Origin of the sequence: Streptomyces sp. KL109B (assembly GCF_030766935.1) — a bacterium.
Lineage (GTDB): Bacteria > Actinomycetota > Actinomycetes > Streptomycetales > Streptomycetaceae > Streptomyces.
This window is the reverse complement of sequence record NZ_JASERL010000014.1, coordinates 90,507-106,798: the sequence shown is the minus strand read 5'-3', so window position 1 is coordinate 106,798 and position 16,292 is coordinate 90,507. Positions and strand designations below refer to the sequence as shown.

Below are 16,292 nucleotides of genomic sequence, written 5' to 3'. Positions count from 1 at the left end.
CAACTCTTGAACGGAACACATCAAGCGCAGCTTTCTTGCCTTCACTTTCTGGCGTGCCGCGGGACGGCACGACCCCCTACCCGAAGTGATGTGATGCCCCATGCGCAGTTCACTCCGTCCACTGAGCCGCAGACTTCCGCTGGGCGCGGCGGCGCTGCTGTGCGTCGCCGCGGCCTTCGTCCCCACGGCCAGCGCGGCCGGGACCGAGGGCGAGGCCCACGCCGCGGCGGTCACCTTCTCCGACGACTTCGACGGGCCCGCGGGCTCGGCGGTCGACGGCTCGAAGTGGCAGCTGGAGACGGGAGACAACGTCAGCAACCACGAGCGGCAGTACTACACATCAGGCACCAACAACGCCGCCCTCGACGGCCAGGGCAACCTGGTCATCACCGCCAAACGCGAGAACCCGTCCAACTACCAGTGCTGGTACGGGACGTGTGAGTACACCTCGGCGCGCCTCAACACGTCGGGGAAGTTCGAGACGACGCACGGCCACGTCGAGGCCCGGATGAAGCTCCCGCGCGGGCAGGGCATCTGGCCCGCGTTCTGGATGCTGGGCAGCGACATCGGCTCGGCGGGCTGGCCGAACTGCGGCGAGCTCGACGTCATGGAGAACGTCGGCTTCGAACCGTCCACCGTGCACGGCACGATCCACGGCCCCGGCTACTCCGGCTCGGGCGGGATCGGCGCGGGCTACACCCTGCCCGGCGGCCAGGCCTTCGCGGACGCCTTCCACACGTTCGCGGTGGACTGGACCCCGAACAAGATCACGTGGTCGGTGGACGGAACGGTCTACCAGACCCGGACGCCCGCCGATGTCGGCGGCAACCAGTGGGTCTTCGAGCACCCGTTCTTCCTGATCCTGAACCTCGCCGTGGGCGGGTACTGGCCGGGTGACCCCGACTCGAGTACGCAGTTCCCGCAGCGGCTACTGGTGGACTACGTACGCGTCAGCACGTGAACGGGAGCAGGTGAACGGGAGCACGTGAACGGGAGTAGATGAAGGAACGGCGGGAGGGCCCGGCGCGGTGCGCGCCGGGCCCTCCCTGTTCCGTTCTCCCGCGTTCTACGCGTCGGTGGTGCGGCACTCCGGATGGCCCCAGCCGTCGGGGTTCTTGGCGATGTCCACGCCGGCGGCGTACGTGCGGCCGCAGCGGCAGCGGCCGGGGAACTTCGCCTTGATGGTGCGCGACGAGGAGCCGGAGGAGGCGGCCCGCTTGGCGGGCGCCGACTTCCTCGCGCGCGGCGGCTTGGCGGCGGACGGGGCGGACGGCGGCGGTTCGGGCGAGCCGAGGGCGCTGCCCGCGTCCTGCTGGACCACGGCGGCCTGGCTCGCGGCGCGGTCCGCGAAGTCGTTGAGCGGGTCGCCGTCGACCTGGTGCGCGGGCACGTACTTGAACTCGACCGCGCGGCCCTCGAGCAGCGCGTCGATCCGCTGCACCAACTCCTGGTTGGCGACGGGCTTACCGGCCGCCGTCTTCCAGCCCTTGCGCTTCCAGCCGGGCAGCCACGTCGTGACCGCCTTCATCGCGTACTGCGAGTCCATCCGCACCTCGAGCGGCACGTTCGCGTCGACCGTGCTCAACAGCCGTTCCAGGGCGGTGAGTTCGGCGACGTTGTTCGTCGCGGTGCCGAGCGCGCCGGCCTCCCACCGCACGGGCTTCTCGTCGCCGTCGGCGACGACCCACGCCCATGCCGCGGGTCCGGGGTTTCCTTTCGACGCGCCGTCACACGCGGCGATCACACGTTCTGCCATGCCTCGATCATGCCAGGTCCGCCGGAGCGCAGAAGAAAGCCCCGGCCGCGACGGGGGACCACGGCCGGGGCGGCTCTGGTGGGACACGGATGGCGGTCGCCTCTCGGCGGGGGGCTCCGTGGGGCTTCAGCCGAACGATCTTCCCCACGGGCAATAGGTGAGGCCCGGGGACACTGTTCCATCCGTGTCCACGTCTTGCTCAACGGACGGGATGGCAGGGTTGTTCCCGGCGGCGCCGGGGCGGGTCGTGAGGTACGTCACGGAGCGCTCCGCTTGATGGCTGTGCGGCTTGCCGACTGTTCGGCTTGATGGCTGTTCGGCCCGGCCGCGTCGCCAAGTCCACGACGACACGACGACACGACGACACGACGAAAGGAACCCTCCGCAATGCCCGAGCCGCGCGCGGCCCGCGAGGCCGACCACCCGATGCTCGTACGACGTGTCCAGGAGTGGTGGGGCGACTCGCGCACCCCGCAGGAGGCACGCGAGTTGTCGCTGCTGCTCCCCCGCCTGTTCCTGCAGTTCTTCGCGGGCACCAGCCTGGTCGCGGAGGACTCCTCCGGCGTACGGGCGTTCCTGGTGGGCCTGTACGCCGCCGACGACGACACCTCCGCGTACATCCACTTCGTCGGGGTCGACCCGGCGCTGCGCGGCACGGGCGTGGGGCGGGGCCTGTACGAGGAGTTCTTCCGGCGGGCGGCGAGGGCCGGGCGGCGGGACGTGCGGGCGATCACCTCGCCGGGGAACACCGGGTCCATCGCGTTCCACCGGGCGCTGGGGTTCGTGGTGGAGCCGGGCGACCGGGAGGTGGGCGGGGTCGCGGTGCGTGACGACTACGACGGGCCGGGGCAGCACCGGGTGTGTTTCCGGCGTCCGTTGTAGGGGTTGCGTGGAGGGTCGACGGGGTCGGGCGTTCTAGGCTACGCCGATGATCTTCAGCCCGGGTTCCCGACGACTGTCGGCGCTGGTCCTCTGCCTGACCGCCGCGTTCGCGCTGTCCGCGTGCGCCGGGTCTCCCGGCCCCGCGGCCGATTCGCCGCGCGTCCAACGGCCGACGCCGGACGCCGAGTTCGACTACCAGATCGGTGGCGCGTACAAGCCTCCGCCGGGGGTGCGCGCCGTCGCCCGGGACCGCGGGGACTCCCCCGCCCGCGGCCTCTACAACGTCTGCTACGTCAACGCCTTCCAGGCCCAGCCGGACGCGCTGCGGTGGTGGCACAGCCACCACGACGACCTTCTGCTGCGCGACGCGGACGGGCGGTTGGTGATCGACGAGGACTGGGACGAGCCGCTCTTCGACATCTCCACGTCGGCGAAGCGGTCGCGCCTGGCAGACATCGTCGGCGGCTGGATCGACGGCTGCGCCGACGACGGCTACCAGGCCGTGGAACCGGACAACCTCGACTCCTACGAACGCTCCGACGGACTGCTCGACTCCTCGGACGCGGTCGCGTTCGCCCAGCTCATCACCCGGCGGGCGCACCGGGCGGGCCTCGCGGCCGGCCAGAAGAACACGGCCGACCTCCTCCCCGAACACCGCAGCATCGGCTTCGACTTCGCGGTGGCCGAGGAGTGCGGGCGCTACGGCGAGTGCCGGGGGTACGCGTCGGCGTACGACGACCGGGTCTTCGCCGTCGAGTACCGGGAGGCGGACTTCGAGCGGGCCTGCCGGGCGTGGGGCGACCGGTTGTCGATCGTGCTGCGGGACAGGGATGTGCGGCCCGAGGGTACGAAGGGGCATGTCCGACGGGCCTGTTGAGCGCGTCCCCGCACGCATCCGTCCCTCATGTGGCGCTCAGCGCGTCGAGGCGGCGTTTGATCGCGTCGAGGGCGCCGGGGCGGCGGCCCGGCACCTGTTCGCGCAGGGCGGTCAGCGCGGCGGCGTGCCCGCGGGCCCGGCCCGGGTCACCGACCTGCTCCCACTGGTGGTGGGCGCGGTCGACGGCCGCCTCCACGTCCTCGTCGGACGGCGCCTCGCCGCGCGCCATGCGGGCGTGCGCCACGCCGATCCACAACTCGCAGCTGCGGCCGGGTTCGTCGGCTAGGCGGGCGAGGTCGGCGCGGACCTCCATCCAGTGGATGACCTCCGCCGACCGAAGCCCGTACACCCGCAGCGCCTCGCTCTCCCACATCGCCGCGATCGACGCGGCCTCCCCGTGCCGCCCCTCCCGCACGGCCACCAAAATCATCCCGTGCGGATCGGCTCCGCCGGGGGGTGGGGGTGTGGCTTGGCTCGCGGCGGCGGATGTCGGGGGTTCGGTGGGGCGGGCGGGGGCGTGGGCGGGCATGGGGGGTGCGGTGGGTGCCACCGGGGCGGGTTCGGGGTGCGGAGCCGGGGCGGGCGCGGGCTGTTCGGCGGGTGACGTGGTGACGGGGGCCGGGGGCTCGGCCGGGGCCGGAACCGGGGGCGGCTCTGCGTCCGGGGCCGCGTCCGTGGTCGATATCGGGGCCGTGCCGGGCGTGGCGCCTGACGCCGGGGCCGACGTGGTGACGTCGGGCATGGCAGGGCCAGGGGCCGGGCTCGCCGCCGGGGCGGGAACCGGGGCCGGCGTGATGGCGTCGGACGTGACCGAGCCGGGAGCCGGAGTCGGCGTGCTGACGTCGGACGTGGCAGGGCTGGGGACCCGAACCGGGGTGGGTGCCGGGACTGCGCCGGGGCTCGGGAGTGGTTCCGGTGGCGTGGACCGGGGGTCGGCCTCGTGGGGCATGGCCCCGGGACCGGCCGCGTGGGCCGTGGACCCGGGACCGACCCCGTGAGGCGCGGACCCAGGACCAGCCGCGTGGGCCGTAGACCCGGGACCGACCCCGTGGGGTGGGGACCCGGAGCCGACCCCGTGAGGCGCAGACCCAGGACCAGCCGCGTGGGCCGTAGACCCGGAGCCGACCCCGTGGGCCGTGGACCCAGGACCGACCCCGTGGGCCGTGGCCCCGGAACCGACCCCGTGGGGTGGGGCCGGGGAGTCCAGGGACACGAACAGCGCGTCCTTGGCGCCCGAGCGTGCCGCGGCCTCGTCGTGGAGTTGGGGCCGGGCGGGGCGGGAGCCGGTGCGCCAGATGTCGGCGTAGGCGCGGAGGTACGCGGGGGTGAGCGTGGTGCGGCGGGGCGGCGGTGGCACCACCCGGCCGAAGAGGCTCGTGCCGTGGCCGAGGCCGAGACCGCCCGCGCGAACGTGCTGGAAGGCGTCCGCGTCGGCGACGAGATCGACGACGACGGTCGTGGTGTGCGGGCGGCGCAGGGTGAGTTCGCCGGTGAGCCAGTGCCAGGGCAGCGCCGTGTAGCGCAGCGTCGACGGGGTGGTGCGGGCCAGGGCCAGGTGGAGGAGGCGCTGGCGCTGGTCTATGTGGAGTTGGCCCGTGACGTAGAGGTGGAGCGGGCCGGGCTGCGCGGCGACGGTGCGCAGACGCGTCAGGACGGCCTGCGGGTCGAGCGGGTCCGCGAGTTCGACGACCGTCGCCGCCGACGTGCCGGTGAGCACGCCCGGCGGCACCGCCGCGAGCGTCGGCAGCACGGCGGCCGCGTCGATGAGGCACCCCTTGCCGGCGGGAGCGGCCGCGAGCAGCAGCGCCGTGCCGGGCTCGGGGGTTTGTGCCTCGTTGTTGCCTTGCGCATTGATCACCACAGCAGAACCGTAACCGCAACACAGAGCGTCGCGCTGCCGTCACGGAACCTCAAGTGGCCCCGAGGCGGTAGGTTTTCAGCCCTTTTTACCCGAAGGGTGCGGACACCGTAGGCGGTCTCCGGTAACGGGCGCCCCCTCCACCATGCTCCGGTCGTACGTCACTTGCGTCACATCACGCCCCTCGCCCCCGACCGCCACCCGGAAGACGGGGCCGAATCCGGCCACGGGGCGCAGCTTCGCGCCGGGCAGGGCGGCGGCCAAGGAGGGCGCGTAGCGGGCGCGTTCGGGGTCGTAGGTGACGAGGGTGGGGCCGTGGCGGCGGGCGCTCGGCGCGGCGGTCTCCGTGACGTCGAAGCCGTTCGCGCGCAGCCCGTCGGCGACGCCCGCGTCGTCGACGGCGACCTTGGTGTCCTTCGGCGGCATGCCGACGGGGACCGGGCCGCCGGACTTCCGGGTGGAGGTCAGCGGACGATCGGTGCGCAGCGCGTCGAACATCCGCTTGGCCCGCTTCTTGTCCCACAGCAGCGAGGACCCCCACTTCGGGTCCCGGTAGTCGAAGTTCGCGATGGGCACGGTGGCGAACTCCGTCCGGCGCGGCGTGAGTTCACGCATCCGCCAGGCCAGGGAGAGGAGCGTGCGCAGCTCCGTGTGTCCGTCGGTGCGTACGTGCGCGAGCAGCGCGCGGGCCGTGCGGGCGGTCGCGGCGGGGTCCTGGAAGACCTTCGCGTCGGCGAGCCGCGCCAACATGCCGAGCAGCAGCTTCTGTTGGCGGCGCACCCGCCCGAGGTCCCCTGGCGGGTCGACGTGCCGTGCGCGGACGTACCGCAGGGCGTGCCGGCCGTCGATGTCGTGGGTGCCGGCGGCGAGTCGGAGCCCCGAGTTCTCGTCGCGCAGCGGCTTGTCCGCGCACACCTCGGCGCCGCCCAGGTCGTCGACGGCCGCCACGAACCCGCGGAAGTCGGCCTCCAGGTAGTGGTCGACGCGCACCCCGGTGGCGCGTTCGACGGTACGCACGGTCAGGTCGCGGCCCCCGTGGTCGTACGCCCCGTTGATCTTTCCGCTGTGCGCGCGGTGGCGGTGCCCGGCGAACGGGACGAACGAGTCACGGGGCAGCGAGACGACGCTGAGTCGGCGGCCGTCGGCGGCGATGTGCACGAGCATCAGCACGTCGGTGCAGCCGCACTCCTGGCCGCCGACGTGCAGCCGCTGGATCTCGTCCCGTGTCATCCCGCTGCGGCGGTCGAGGCCCGCGACGAGCAGGTTGGTGCCCTTGTCCTTGCCCGCCCCCATGCCCTTCCCGTCGGCGGAATCCGGACCCGCGCCGGTGCCGGGCCCGCCCTGCGCGGGTCCGGCACCGGCGAGCGTGGTGATCAACAGGGCTGCCGCGGCCACCGAGTGGCGGCGGCGGAGACGGTGGTGGGGGGCCATGGACGTACCTCCGTCGTACGGATGGTGAGGGCGGGCGCCCGGATGGGCGGGCGCGACGAGACCCCTTTACCCTGGGCTGCGGCATTTGTCCCGCACGGCCACGCCCGATTCACCGTCATGTCCCCACGATCCCCTCCCCCGTTGACCCCATCGGGCCCATCGGACCCATCGGACCCATCGGCCTCGTCGACCCCGCTACCGGAAGCAGCCGCCACAGCGACGTCACTTCCGCCGCGCGTGCGGCACTCAGCGGATCCGTACGGCCCCGGTCACCACCACGGGCCCGTGGGTGGCGCGGCCGGACGTCGAGCCGATCCGCGACCCGCAGGCCCGCCGCGGCGAACGCGGCCAACAGCCAGTCGCGGCCGCGCAGCCCCAGGTGTTCGGCGAGGTCGGAGAGGATCAGCCAGCCCTCGCCCCCGCCGGGTTCGAGGCGTTCGGCGAGCCCGTCGAGGAAGCCGCGCAGCATGCGGGAGTCCGGGTCGTACACGCCCTCGTCCAGTGCCGCGACGGGCCGGGCGGGGAGCCATGGCGGGTTGCATACGACGAGGTCGGCGCGGCCTGCCGGTGGCCACAGGCCGGCGTCGCTCACCTCGACGCGGTCCGCGAGGCCGAGCCGGTCGACGTTGTCGCGGGCGCAGGCGAGCGCGCGGGGGTTCGCGTCCGTGGCGACGACGCGGCCGACGCCGCGCCGGGCGAGCACGGCGGCGAGCACCCCGGTTCCGGTGCCGAGGTCGAAGGCGACGCCGCCGACCGCGCCGCGCGGCAGCGGCGCCGCGCCCACCAGGTCGACGTACTCGCCCCTGACCGGGGCGAACACCCCGTAGTGCGGATGGACGCGGTCCCCGCCGAGCGCGGGCACGGGGACTCCGGTGCGGCGCCATTCGTGGGCGCCGACGACGCCGAGCAGTTCGCGCAGCGGTACGACGCCGGGCGTGCCGGGGGCGGGTCCGTACGCCTCCGCGCAGGCGCGGCGCACGTCAGGGGCGCGGCGCAGGTCGAGGCCGTGGTCGGCGTCGAGGGCGACGAGCAGCATGCCGAGGATCCTGGCACGGTGGGCCTGGTTCCTGCGGTGCTGGTGGAAGCCGTCGGCGGGCGGCAGCGCCCGTTCGACTCGGCGGCCGAGCGCGCTCAGCAGGTGCCGGGCGCCGTGGTAGTCGCCGCGCCACAGCAGCGCGGTGCCTTCGCAGGCGTAGCGATACGCCACCCGCGCGCTGATCCGGTCGTCGGCGGGCACGACGCGCCGGGGCGGGCGTCCGCCGCCGAGCGCGCGCCAGGGCGCGGCGTGGGTGGTGTCGGTTTCGGGATCGGTCCAGTGCAGGACGGTCACCGTGGGAACTCCTCGTAGTGGAACGTGCGGGGCACGAAGCGCACTTCGGCGAGGAGCGGGAAACGGCCCGGAGGTCGTCTCCGGGCGAGCGCCCGGGTCAGCCTCGGCTCCGCCCCCGCGTCGCGGTGCGCGGGGCGGAGTCGCCGAGGACCAGTCCGGGAACGATCGCGTGGGCCGAAGTCATGGCGTCGATTCTCGCACCCCCAACTCGCACCCCGAGAGGAGCCCCGGCCTCAGGACCCGGCGTCAGGACTCGGCCTCAGGACCCGGCCTCACCGGTACCCGGTGACATCGGCCGGCTTGTCCGCGTCCTGGACCTCGACGAGGTAGCGCCAGGCGTCGGGGCTGCTGCCGTCGAGGTCGGTGTAGCCGTAGACGCGCGCGAGACCGCCGCTGGACTGGGACGTTCCGTTGAACCGGGCGACGTCCGGGTCCGCGGCGAGCGCGGCGACGGCGCGGCCGGTGTACCGGGGCGTCTCGGAGATCGCGAAGTGCGGCTGGGCCGTCAGCGCCTCGCGCCAGGTGTCCTCGGTGACACCGAACACGTCGAGCATGATCTCCGAACGCATCCAGCCCGGCGTCAGGGCCACGGCCGTGGCGCCGCGCGAGCCCAGTTCGTGGCCGAGGGCGAAGGCCATGCGCAGCACCGAGCTCTTGGCCAGGTCGTAGAAGAAGGAGCTGCGGTAGTTGGCGCCGTTGTACTCGGCGGTGCCGTCGGTCATCTCGATGACCAGGCCGCCCGGCGTGCGCAGCAGCAGCGGCAGCGCGAAGTGGCTGGTGATGGCGTGCGTCTCGACGGCGAGTCGGTGCAGCCTCAGTCCGTTGTCGAGGTCGTGCTCCCAGACCGGCGCGTCCCATTCGAAGAGTTTCTCGCCGCCCCAGATGTCGTTGACGAGGACGTCGAGGCGGCCCTGTTCGCGGTCGATACGTTCGACGAGGGCGCGGACCTGGTCCTGTTCGAGGTGGTCGGTGGGGACCGCGATGCCGTGGCCTCCGGCGGCGGTGACGAGGTCGGCGGTGTCCTCGATGGTCTCGGGGCGGTCGTACTCGGACCGCTGGGCGCGGGTGCTGCGGCCCGTGACGTAGACGGTGGCACCGGCCGCGCCGAGTTCCACGGCGGTGCCTCGGCCCGCGCCGCGGGTGGCGCCCGCGACGAGGGCGACCTTGCCGGTCAGGGGTTGTTGTTGTCCGTCCGTCGCGGGACGTGGGGTGGGGGTGTCGGGCATGGGGTGTCTCCCGTTGTCACGGTGTGCCGGTTGTCGTGGTGTGTCGGTTGTCGTGGTGTGTCGGTAAGTCGCCATGTCCTCTCGCTCCTACGAGCATGTCCCGGAATCCCGACATCCCCTGTCCTGCTTTCGGGCCGACTTCGCCCCACTGACACCAAATACCCATAGGGGTATATGGTGATACCCTCGGGGGTATAAAGTCGATCTAGCCATGCAACCCCACCCCGCACCCCCACCCCACCGGAACAGGAGAGACATGAGCACCACCCTCGCCCCCGCCGAGCTGCGCGGCAGGGCCGCCGACGACACCCTCGTCCTCGACGTCCGCGCGCCCGCCGAGTACGCGTCCGGCCACGTGCCCGGCGCGCTCAACGTGCCCGCCGACCTCATCGACGCGCTGCTGCCCGAGCTGCGGGACGCGGCCGAGCGGCGCCGGATCGTCGTCGTGTGCGCGGCGGGGCAGCGCTCCGCCGCCGCCTGCGCGAAGCTCGCGGAGGCCGGCGTCGACGCCCTCGGCCTGGACGGCGGCACGCAGGCGTGGACCGCCGAGGGGCTGCCGGTCGACACCGCGGAGCGCCCCGAGCGCGCCGTCTGGGCGATGGACCGGCAGGTCAGGTTCGCCGCCGGTTCGCTGGTCCTGCTCGGCCTCGCGCTCGGCCGCCGCACCCCGAAGAGCCGCCTGCTCGCCGCGGGCATCGCCTCCGGCCTCGTCTACTCGGGCGTGAGCAACACCTGCGGCATGGCGGCGCTGCTCGGCAAGCTGCCCTTCAACCGTCCCGCGCCGGGCACGCTCGACACGGCCCGCGCGGCGCTGCGCTCATGAGCGGCACGGGCAACCCCGAGGCGATGGACGCCGTCCTGAAGCGGCTGCGCCGCGCGCAGGGCCAGCTGTCCGGCGTCATCGCGATGATCGAGGCGGGCCGCGACTGCAAGGACGTGGTCACTCAACTCGCCGCGGTGTCACGGGCGTTGGACCGGGCCGGATTCAAGATCATCGCCTCCGGCATGCGGGACTGCATGAACGCGGCGGACGGCGAGCAGCCGCCGCTCAGCGAGGACGAGCTGGAGAAGCTGTTTCTTTCGCTGGCGTGACGCCGTCGGCTGGCGCGCCGCGCCGCTTCGGGGTGGCGCGCCCCAGCAGTACGACACCGGCGAGCGTCACGACGCCGCCTGCCACCTCGACGAGCGTCGGCGTCTCGCCCAGCCACAGGTACGCGACGACAAGGGCCACTCCCGGTACGAGGTACAGCGCGGCGGTCGCCGCCGTCACGGTCAGCCGGGCCACCGCGTACCCCCACACCACGAACCCGGCGGCGGACGGCAGCAGCCCCAAGTACAGGGCGGCGAGCGTCGCGTCGAGCGGGGCCCGCACCACCTCGCCGAGCGCGCCCGGCGCCAGCGGGAGCAGCAGCGCCGTGCCCGCCCACATCGCGTAACAGGCGACTTCGAGGCCGGTGCGGTGCCGCAGCAGCGGCTTGATGGCGAAGTGGTACACGGCCTGCACGACCGCCGCGCCCATGACGGCCCAGGCGGCGACGCTGTAGCCGGTCTCGCCGCCGGTGAGGGCGATGAGCGCGCATCCGGCCAGCGCCGTCGCGGACCCCACGACGGTGCGCCAGGTCGCCCGCTCCCCCAGGAACGCGACGGCGAGCAGCGCGCTGAGCGCGGGCCCGTACCCGTCGAAGGCGGGGCGCTGCCCGTGCCGGACGAGGCCGCCTTCAACGTGATGTCCGCGGTGACGGGGACGCTGACCGCGCACTACGCGTACCTCGCCACGCTCTCCTCGTGGGTCACGGACCACGGCATCGACGCGGGCGACGCCGACCGGTACGTCCGCGGGCTGTTCCAGGGCGTCGGCCGCGCCCTGGGGGACGAGACCCGCTCCCTGGACCGGCTCGCGGCCGACCACGAGACACCGAAGGGGAACAACGAGCGCATCCGCACCACCTGGTTCACGCAGGCCAACGCGGCAGCTCTCGGCGAGGCCCTCGACGGACTGCTCGACGACCTCGGACGGCCGTAACCCCGCCGCGAGGCCTTCGCGTCACCCGATCACGAACGGCAACTCGGCTGCCAGCGCGCCCAGTTCGGACCGCTCCCGCGCCGTCGCCGTCCGGCGGCCGGTGCCGACGAGGAGGGCGTCCGCGTCGGCCCAGGCGGCGGGGAAGCGGGCCCCGGCGATCTCCTCCAGGAGCGCACGCGCCCCGGCGAGGCCCTCCGCGGGCGGGCCCGGGACCTCGTCCGGGAGGTGGGCGACCAGGTCGAGGTGGTGGAGGGTCCACTCCAGGACGTACGCCGTGAGGTAGTCGCCGACCGTGAGGATCTGCTCCTGCGTGCTCACGCGGGCGGCCGGATCGGCGAGTTCGGCGGCGCGGCCCGCCGCCGAACCGACGTCGTCGAGGTGGAACGTGAGCAGCGCCGGGTCCTGGTAGGCGGCGGCGAGGCGGACGGTCAGCGCGTCGAGCGGGTCCTCTCCGGTGGGCGGCTCGTGCGCGACGTGCCAGTACGTCGCCGCGTTCACGGTCGGCTCCGCCGAGGCCGGTGTCACCAGCGTGATCAGCACGTCCTGCGCGTCGATGACCAGATGGCACACGAGGTCGCGGACCAGCCAGCCGGTGCAGCCGGAGGGCTGCGCGAAGGCCTGCTCGGGAAGGGCGGCGACCGTCGCGCGCAGCGCGGCCCATGAACGCGAGAAAAGATCCACGACGGCACGCTAATCCGACGGGGGTGGCCGGACAAACGCGTTCCGGGCGCGTCGGTGACCGCTCCGTCGACTACTACCCCGTCGACGACTACCCCGTCGACGACCGTGCCGTCGACGGGCTGACGTACTACTCGTTTCCGGTCCGCTTCGGGCGGTGCCTGCGGCGCAGCGGGACGACGTCCATCGACGCCAGCCGCCGCTCGTCCGCGACGAGTTCGATGCCGGTGATGCGGGGCGGGTCCGCCGTGAGGTCGACCTCGACGGCGAAGGCCACCTTGAGGGTGCCCGCGTGCGACCACACGAATCCGGCCGCGCCGTCGAGCAGGGCGAGCCGTGCGGCCTTGGCGCGGCCCGCGTACAGGGAGGCCACGGCGCGCGCGCCGACGATCTCCGGTTCCGAGCCCATCGCGATCGCCGCGCCGTCCGAGCGGACCACGACGTCCGGGTCGAGCACGGTGAGCAGGGCCTCGAAGTCGCCGCCCTGTGTCGCGGCGAGGAACGCGTCGACGACCTCGCGGCGCCGCTCCCGGTCCGCTGCCTCCGCGGCGCGCGGGTCGGCGTCGCGCACCCGGCGCCGTGCCCGGCTGGCGAGTTGGCGGGTGGCGGCGGGGGTGCGCTCCACGATCGGCGCGATCTCCTCGAAGGGCACGGCGAACAGGTCGTGCAGCACGAACGCGAGGCGCTCCGCCGGGGCCAGCCGGTCGAGGACAACCAGCAGCGCGAGGCCCACCGCGTCGGCGGTGACCGCCTCGTCCGCCGGATCCACGGGGCCGGGGCCGTCGCCCGGCTCGTCGTCGCGCGCCTCCAGCGGGTCCTCGCGGCGGGTGGCGCGGGCACGCAGCGCGTTGAGGCAGATCCGGGAGACGACCGTGGTCAGCCATGCGGCGAGGTTGTCGATGGCCTCGGGCTCGGCGGTGCGGCTCAGCCGCAGCCACGCCTCCTGCACCACGTCGTCGGCCTCGGCGGAGGAGCCGAGCATCCGGTGGGCGACGGCGCGCAGCCGCGGTCGGTGCTCCTCGAAGCGGGCGGCCAGGACTTCGGCGTCGGCCATCTGTCACACTCCTGCGTGCTGTCGTGTCATGGCAGTGCGCCACCCATGGTCACCGCAAAGGAGAGCCACATGTCGCAGGCCGCGCCCGCCCGTTCGGCGAAACAGCGCAAGCAGGACACCCTCGACCGTCTGGAGCGCGAGGTCGATGTGTGGGTCGCGACGGCCGGGCCCGAGGGCGGCGCGCCGTACATGATGCCGCTCTCCTTCATGTGGCTCGACGATTGCGTGTACGTGTCGACGCGGGCCACGAACCCCGTGGCCCGCAACCTCGTGGCAAACGGACAGGTGCACCTGGGCATCGGGCCGACACGGGACGTCGTACACATCATTGGTCGCTGCGAGGCGCTGGCCGACGACGAGGTCACCGAGGAGTTCGGCGACGCGTTCGCGGCGCGGGCCGGGTTCGATCCACGGGAGGACGCCGGAGCGTACGTGTACTTCCGGATCCGGCCCGTACGCGTCCAGGCCTGGCGCGAGGCGAACGAGCTGGCGGGCCGTGACCTGATGCGGGACGGGGTGTGGCTGGACGCCGACTGATACGACGGGTGCCCCCGCCGGACTCCGGAAAGCGCGGCGGGGGCACATGTCGTACGGGAAGGGGAAGGGGCTTGGGGCCCGGAGGTCAGCCGACCGGCTCCGGCTCCTTCTCCGCGGCCGGACCCGCGTTCTCCGCGTGCCAGTCGTCGTTGTCGGCCAGCGGCTTCTCCTTCAGTACGAAGGCGAGGACCAGGCCGACCGCGAAGACGGGCAGCAGGTACAGGAAGATCGGAACGAGCGCTTCCTGGTAGGAGTTGACGACCGTGTCGCGCAGATCGGCCGGCAGCGCGCGGACGAGCGCCGGGGTCAGCGAGTCGCTGTCGCCGACCTTGGCCGCCGCCTCCGCCGGGATGCTGGACGCCAGCTGGTCCGTGAGGCGGCTGGCGAACACGGCGCCGACGACGGCGGTGCCGAGGGTCGCGCCGATCTCCCGGAAGAAGTTGTTCGCCGAGGTGGCGGTGCCGACCTCGGCCGCCGGGAAGTCGTTCTGCACGGCGAGCACGAGGGTCTGCATCATCAGGCCGACGCCCGCGCCCGCGAGACCGACGTACACGCACACCAGCCACACCGGGTCGGAGACGTCGAGCGTGGACATCAGGAACGCGGTGAGCATGATGATGACGGTGCCGGCGATCGGATAGACCTTGTACTTGCCGGTCTTGGACATGATCGCGCCGGACGGCAGGGCGGTGCCCATGATGCCGACGACCATGGGGATGAGCAGCAGTCCGGACTCGGTGGCCGACTTGCCGTAGACCATCTGCAGGTAGGTGGGCATGTAGCCGACGATCGCGAACATGCCGAGACCGATGACGATCATGCCGAGCAGGGTGGCGACGTTGAAGATCGGCGAACGGAACAGGTGCAGCGGGATGACCGGCTCCTTGGCGCGCTTCTCCGCGACGAAGAACAGCACCCAGGCGACGACGGCGCCGATGCCGAGGCCGATGACCAGCGGGTCGGACCACTCGTACTGCGTGCCGCCCCACGAGGCGAACAGGACCGTGCACGTCACGGCGGCGGCCATCAGGATCGTGCCTACGTAGTCGAGCGTGACCTGAACCGCCTTGCGCGGCAGCTTGATCGCGACGGCGGCGACGAAGAAGGCGAGGATGCCGAGCGGCAGGTTGATCCAGAACGCCCAGCGCCAGGAGTGCGCGTCGGTGAACCAGCCGCCGAGCAGCGGTCCGACGACGGACGACAGACCGAACACGGCGCCCATCGGGGCCATGTACTTGGCGCGCTCACGCGGCGGCACCAGGTCGGCGATGATCGCCTGCGAGGTGATCATGAGGCCACCGCCGCCGAGGCCCTGGAGGGCGCGGCCCGCGATCAACGTGCCCATGTTCTGGGCGAGTCCGCAGACCACGGAGCCCACCAGGAACAGGGCTATGCCCGCGAGAAAGATGTTCTTGCGGCCCATGAGGTCGCCGAGCTTGCCGTAGACCGGCATGCCGATGGTGGCGGCGAGGATGTACGCGGTGGTGATCCAGGCCATGTGCTCGATGCCGTTGAGCTCGCCGACGATGGTCGGCAGCGCGGTCGAGACGATGGTCTGGTCGAGCGCGCCGAGCAGCATGGTCAGCATCAGCGCGGCGAAGATCAGGCCGAAGTTGTGCGGCTTGACGGTGCTCTCGTCGACCCCTTCGAGCCCGGCGGCCGCCGGGTCGGGGCCGGAGTTCATGCCCTCGGATGCGGGGGCGTGCGTCATTGCGGTGTTCTCCGATGTGAGTGTGTGCCGGACATTGCAGCCCCTCCGGCGCGTGAGGAGCGGGGGCCGGGGCATGGAACCCCGGATTGTCGGCGCCGGACGGGCACGTGACCGCGAAGGGGGAGTCGGTCACACGAGAGAGGGGGCGGTGCGCCTACTTCACGGCGGCCGGCCCAAGAAGGGCGCGCAGCGCGTCGAACGACTCCCGTACGCGTCCGGCGGGACCTTCCTCGTGGTCGCTCGACTGCGACCACCGCTTGATCCCGCTGCGTACGGTCGACATCGCGACGCCCGCGAGCAGTTCGGCGGCCTCCCCCTCCGGGGAGGTGCCGGTGCGCCGGGCGATGAGACCGGCGAGGTCCCGTTCGACGGCCTCGCACTGGGCGAGGAACGTGGCGAGGACCGAGGGCACGCCTTCCGCGATGCGCAGCGAGTCCTCCAGCTCCTGCGGCTCGGGGGCCGCTTCCTGGAGGTGGTCGGCGAGGATGTCGCCGAGGTCGCGCAGCACGGCGTCGGCCCCGCTCCCCTCGCCCTCGGCGAACCGGTCCGCGAGAGCGGGCGGGACCGCGCCGGGCAGGGCGAAGAGGGCGGCTTCCTTGCTGGGGAAGTAGTTGAAGAAGGTGCGTGGGGAGACGCCGACCTCCTTGCTGATCATCTCGACCGTGACCTGTGCGAAGCCGTGCTCGCGGGCGAGCCGGACGGTCGCCGCGTGCAGCTCGGTGCGCGTCTGGCGGCGCCTGCGCGCGCGGAGGCCCTCGGCGGGGGCGCTCGGCTGCTGCGGGTCGGGGTCGGTCACGGCGAGATTCTTGCACACTGTGCAAACCTTGCGCGCGCTGCACCCCCCGCCTCACGGCGTGCCTCGCGTCACACTTTCGCGCTAGGGTCGTATGTCCGCTTTTACCGGGTTCGGAACTGATTCAGGACTGGGG

Annotated in this window: 18 protein-coding genes; 8 read left to right on the top strand and 10 right to left on the bottom strand. The window is 72.9% G+C overall.

The window, feature by feature from the left end:
- The first annotated feature begins 100 nt into the window (after positions 1 to 100).
- Positions 101 to 961, top strand: coding sequence for a glycoside hydrolase family 16 protein (locus RBJ65_RS35320; RefSeq protein WP_306319501.1), 861 nt, complete (start codon positions 101 to 103; stop codon positions 959 to 961).
- A 105-nt stretch (positions 962 to 1,066) separates the two neighbouring features.
- Here the strand turns inward: RBJ65_RS35320 and RBJ65_RS35315 are convergent, their stop codons facing one another.
- A complete protein-coding gene (locus tag RBJ65_RS35315) occupies positions 1,067 to 1,756 on the bottom strand; it encodes a ribonuclease H (protein ID WP_306319500.1) in 690 nt (229 codons plus the stop codon).
- 387 nt (positions 1,757 to 2,143) lie between these two features.
- Between RBJ65_RS35315 and RBJ65_RS35310 the strand changes: the two genes are divergently transcribed.
- Both RBJ65_RS35310 and RBJ65_RS35305 read left to right on the top strand, forming a co-directional pair.
- Positions 2,144 to 2,638: a GNAT family N-acetyltransferase gene (locus tag RBJ65_RS35310; protein WP_306319499.1), complete on the top strand. Its 495-nt coding sequence runs from the start codon at positions 2,144 to 2,146 to the stop codon at positions 2,636 to 2,638.
- A gap of 46 nt (positions 2,639 to 2,684) precedes the next feature.
- Positions 2,685 to 3,515: an endo alpha-1,4 polygalactosaminidase gene (locus RBJ65_RS35305; protein WP_306319498.1), complete on the top strand. Its 831-nt coding sequence runs from the start codon at positions 2,685 to 2,687 to the stop codon at positions 3,513 to 3,515.
- Between the two features lie 25 nt (positions 3,516 to 3,540).
- On the opposite strand, the gene RBJ65_RS35300 is transcribed toward RBJ65_RS35305, so the two are convergent.
- Positions 3,541 to 4,257, bottom strand: a complete 717-nt coding sequence (locus RBJ65_RS35300; RefSeq protein WP_306319497.1) for a hypothetical protein — start codon at positions 4,255 to 4,257, stop codon at positions 3,541 to 3,543.
- A 639-nt stretch (positions 4,258 to 4,896) separates the two neighbouring features.
- On the opposite strand from RBJ65_RS35300, the gene RBJ65_RS35295 reads away from it, so the two are divergent.
- Complete coding sequence (locus tag RBJ65_RS35295) at positions 4,897 to 5,487, top strand: hypothetical protein (protein ID WP_306319496.1); 591 nt, start codon at positions 4,897 to 4,899, stop codon at positions 5,485 to 5,487.
- On the opposite strand, the gene RBJ65_RS35290 is transcribed toward RBJ65_RS35295, so the two are convergent.
- The 3 genes from RBJ65_RS35290 to RBJ65_RS35280 all read right to left on the bottom strand — a co-directional run bounded on the left by RBJ65_RS35290 (position 5,452) and on the right by RBJ65_RS35280 (position 9,360).
- Entirely contained in the window at positions 5,452 to 6,804 is a 1,353-nt protein-coding gene (locus RBJ65_RS35290) for an LCP family protein (protein ID WP_306319495.1), read from the bottom strand. The two genes, RBJ65_RS35295 and RBJ65_RS35290, sit on opposite strands and share 36 nt — an antisense overlap.
- Before the next feature lie 115 nt (positions 6,805 to 6,919).
- Entirely contained in the window at positions 6,920 to 8,134 is a 1,215-nt protein-coding gene (locus RBJ65_RS35285; RefSeq protein WP_306319494.1) for a class I SAM-dependent methyltransferase, read from the bottom strand.
- A gap of 272 nt (positions 8,135 to 8,406) precedes the next feature.
- Positions 8,407 to 9,360, bottom strand: coding sequence for an SDR family oxidoreductase (locus RBJ65_RS35280; protein ID WP_306319493.1), 954 nt, complete (start codon positions 9,358 to 9,360; stop codon positions 8,407 to 8,409).
- Between the two features lie 256 nt (positions 9,361 to 9,616).
- Here RBJ65_RS35280 and RBJ65_RS35275 point away from each other — a divergent pair, with 256 nt between their 5' ends.
- Entirely contained in the window at positions 9,617 to 10,183 is a 567-nt protein-coding gene (locus tag RBJ65_RS35275) for a rhodanese-like domain-containing protein (protein ID WP_306319492.1), read from the top strand.
- Entirely contained in the window at positions 10,180 to 10,452 is a 273-nt protein-coding gene (locus RBJ65_RS35270; RefSeq protein ID WP_306319491.1) for a metal-sensitive transcriptional regulator, read from the top strand. Before RBJ65_RS35275 ends, RBJ65_RS35270 begins: the two co-directional genes overlap by 4 nt.
- Here RBJ65_RS35270 and RBJ65_RS35265 read toward each other — a convergent pair.
- Positions 10,409 to 11,119, bottom strand: a complete 711-nt coding sequence (locus tag RBJ65_RS35265; RefSeq protein WP_306319490.1) for a DMT family transporter — start codon at positions 11,117 to 11,119, stop codon at positions 10,409 to 10,411. The two genes, RBJ65_RS35270 and RBJ65_RS35265, sit on opposite strands and share 44 nt — an antisense overlap.
- Here RBJ65_RS35265 and RBJ65_RS35260 point away from each other — a divergent pair.
- Positions 11,096 to 11,383 carry a hypothetical protein gene (locus RBJ65_RS35260; RefSeq protein WP_306319489.1) on the top strand — a complete coding sequence of 96 codons (288 nt, stop codon included), beginning with the start codon at positions 11,096 to 11,098 and terminating at the stop codon, positions 11,381 to 11,383. The genes RBJ65_RS35265 and RBJ65_RS35260 overlap by 24 nt on opposite strands.
- Before the next feature lie 21 nt (positions 11,384 to 11,404).
- On the opposite strand, the gene RBJ65_RS35255 is transcribed toward RBJ65_RS35260, so the two are convergent.
- Positions 11,405 to 12,064, bottom strand: a complete 660-nt coding sequence (locus RBJ65_RS35255) for a maleylpyruvate isomerase N-terminal domain-containing protein (RefSeq protein WP_306319488.1) — start codon at positions 12,062 to 12,064, stop codon at positions 11,405 to 11,407.
- 127 nt (positions 12,065 to 12,191) lie between these two features.
- Complete coding sequence (locus RBJ65_RS35250; protein ID WP_306319487.1) at positions 12,192 to 13,115, bottom strand: sigma-70 family RNA polymerase sigma factor; 924 nt, start codon at positions 13,113 to 13,115, stop codon at positions 12,192 to 12,194.
- Between the two features lie 69 nt (positions 13,116 to 13,184).
- Between RBJ65_RS35250 and RBJ65_RS35245 the strand changes: the two genes are divergently transcribed.
- Positions 13,185 to 13,652, top strand: coding sequence for a pyridoxamine 5'-phosphate oxidase family protein (locus RBJ65_RS35245; protein ID WP_306319486.1), 468 nt, complete (start codon positions 13,185 to 13,187; stop codon positions 13,650 to 13,652).
- An 85-nt stretch (positions 13,653 to 13,737) separates the two neighbouring features.
- Here RBJ65_RS35245 and RBJ65_RS35240 read toward each other — a convergent pair whose 3' ends face one another.
- Positions 13,738 to 15,363 (bottom strand): MDR family MFS transporter, encoded by a 1,626-nt coding sequence (locus tag RBJ65_RS35240; protein WP_306319485.1) that lies wholly within the window; start codon positions 15,361 to 15,363, stop codon positions 13,738 to 13,740.
- Positions 15,364 to 15,517: 154 nt separating this feature from the next.
- The gene (locus tag RBJ65_RS35235) at positions 15,518 to 16,159 is read right to left on the bottom strand and encodes a TetR/AcrR family transcriptional regulator (RefSeq protein ID WP_306319484.1); all 642 of its coding nucleotides are present in this window, start codon (positions 16,157 to 16,159) and stop codon (positions 15,518 to 15,520) included.
- Positions 16,160 to 16,292 lie beyond the last annotated feature (133 nt).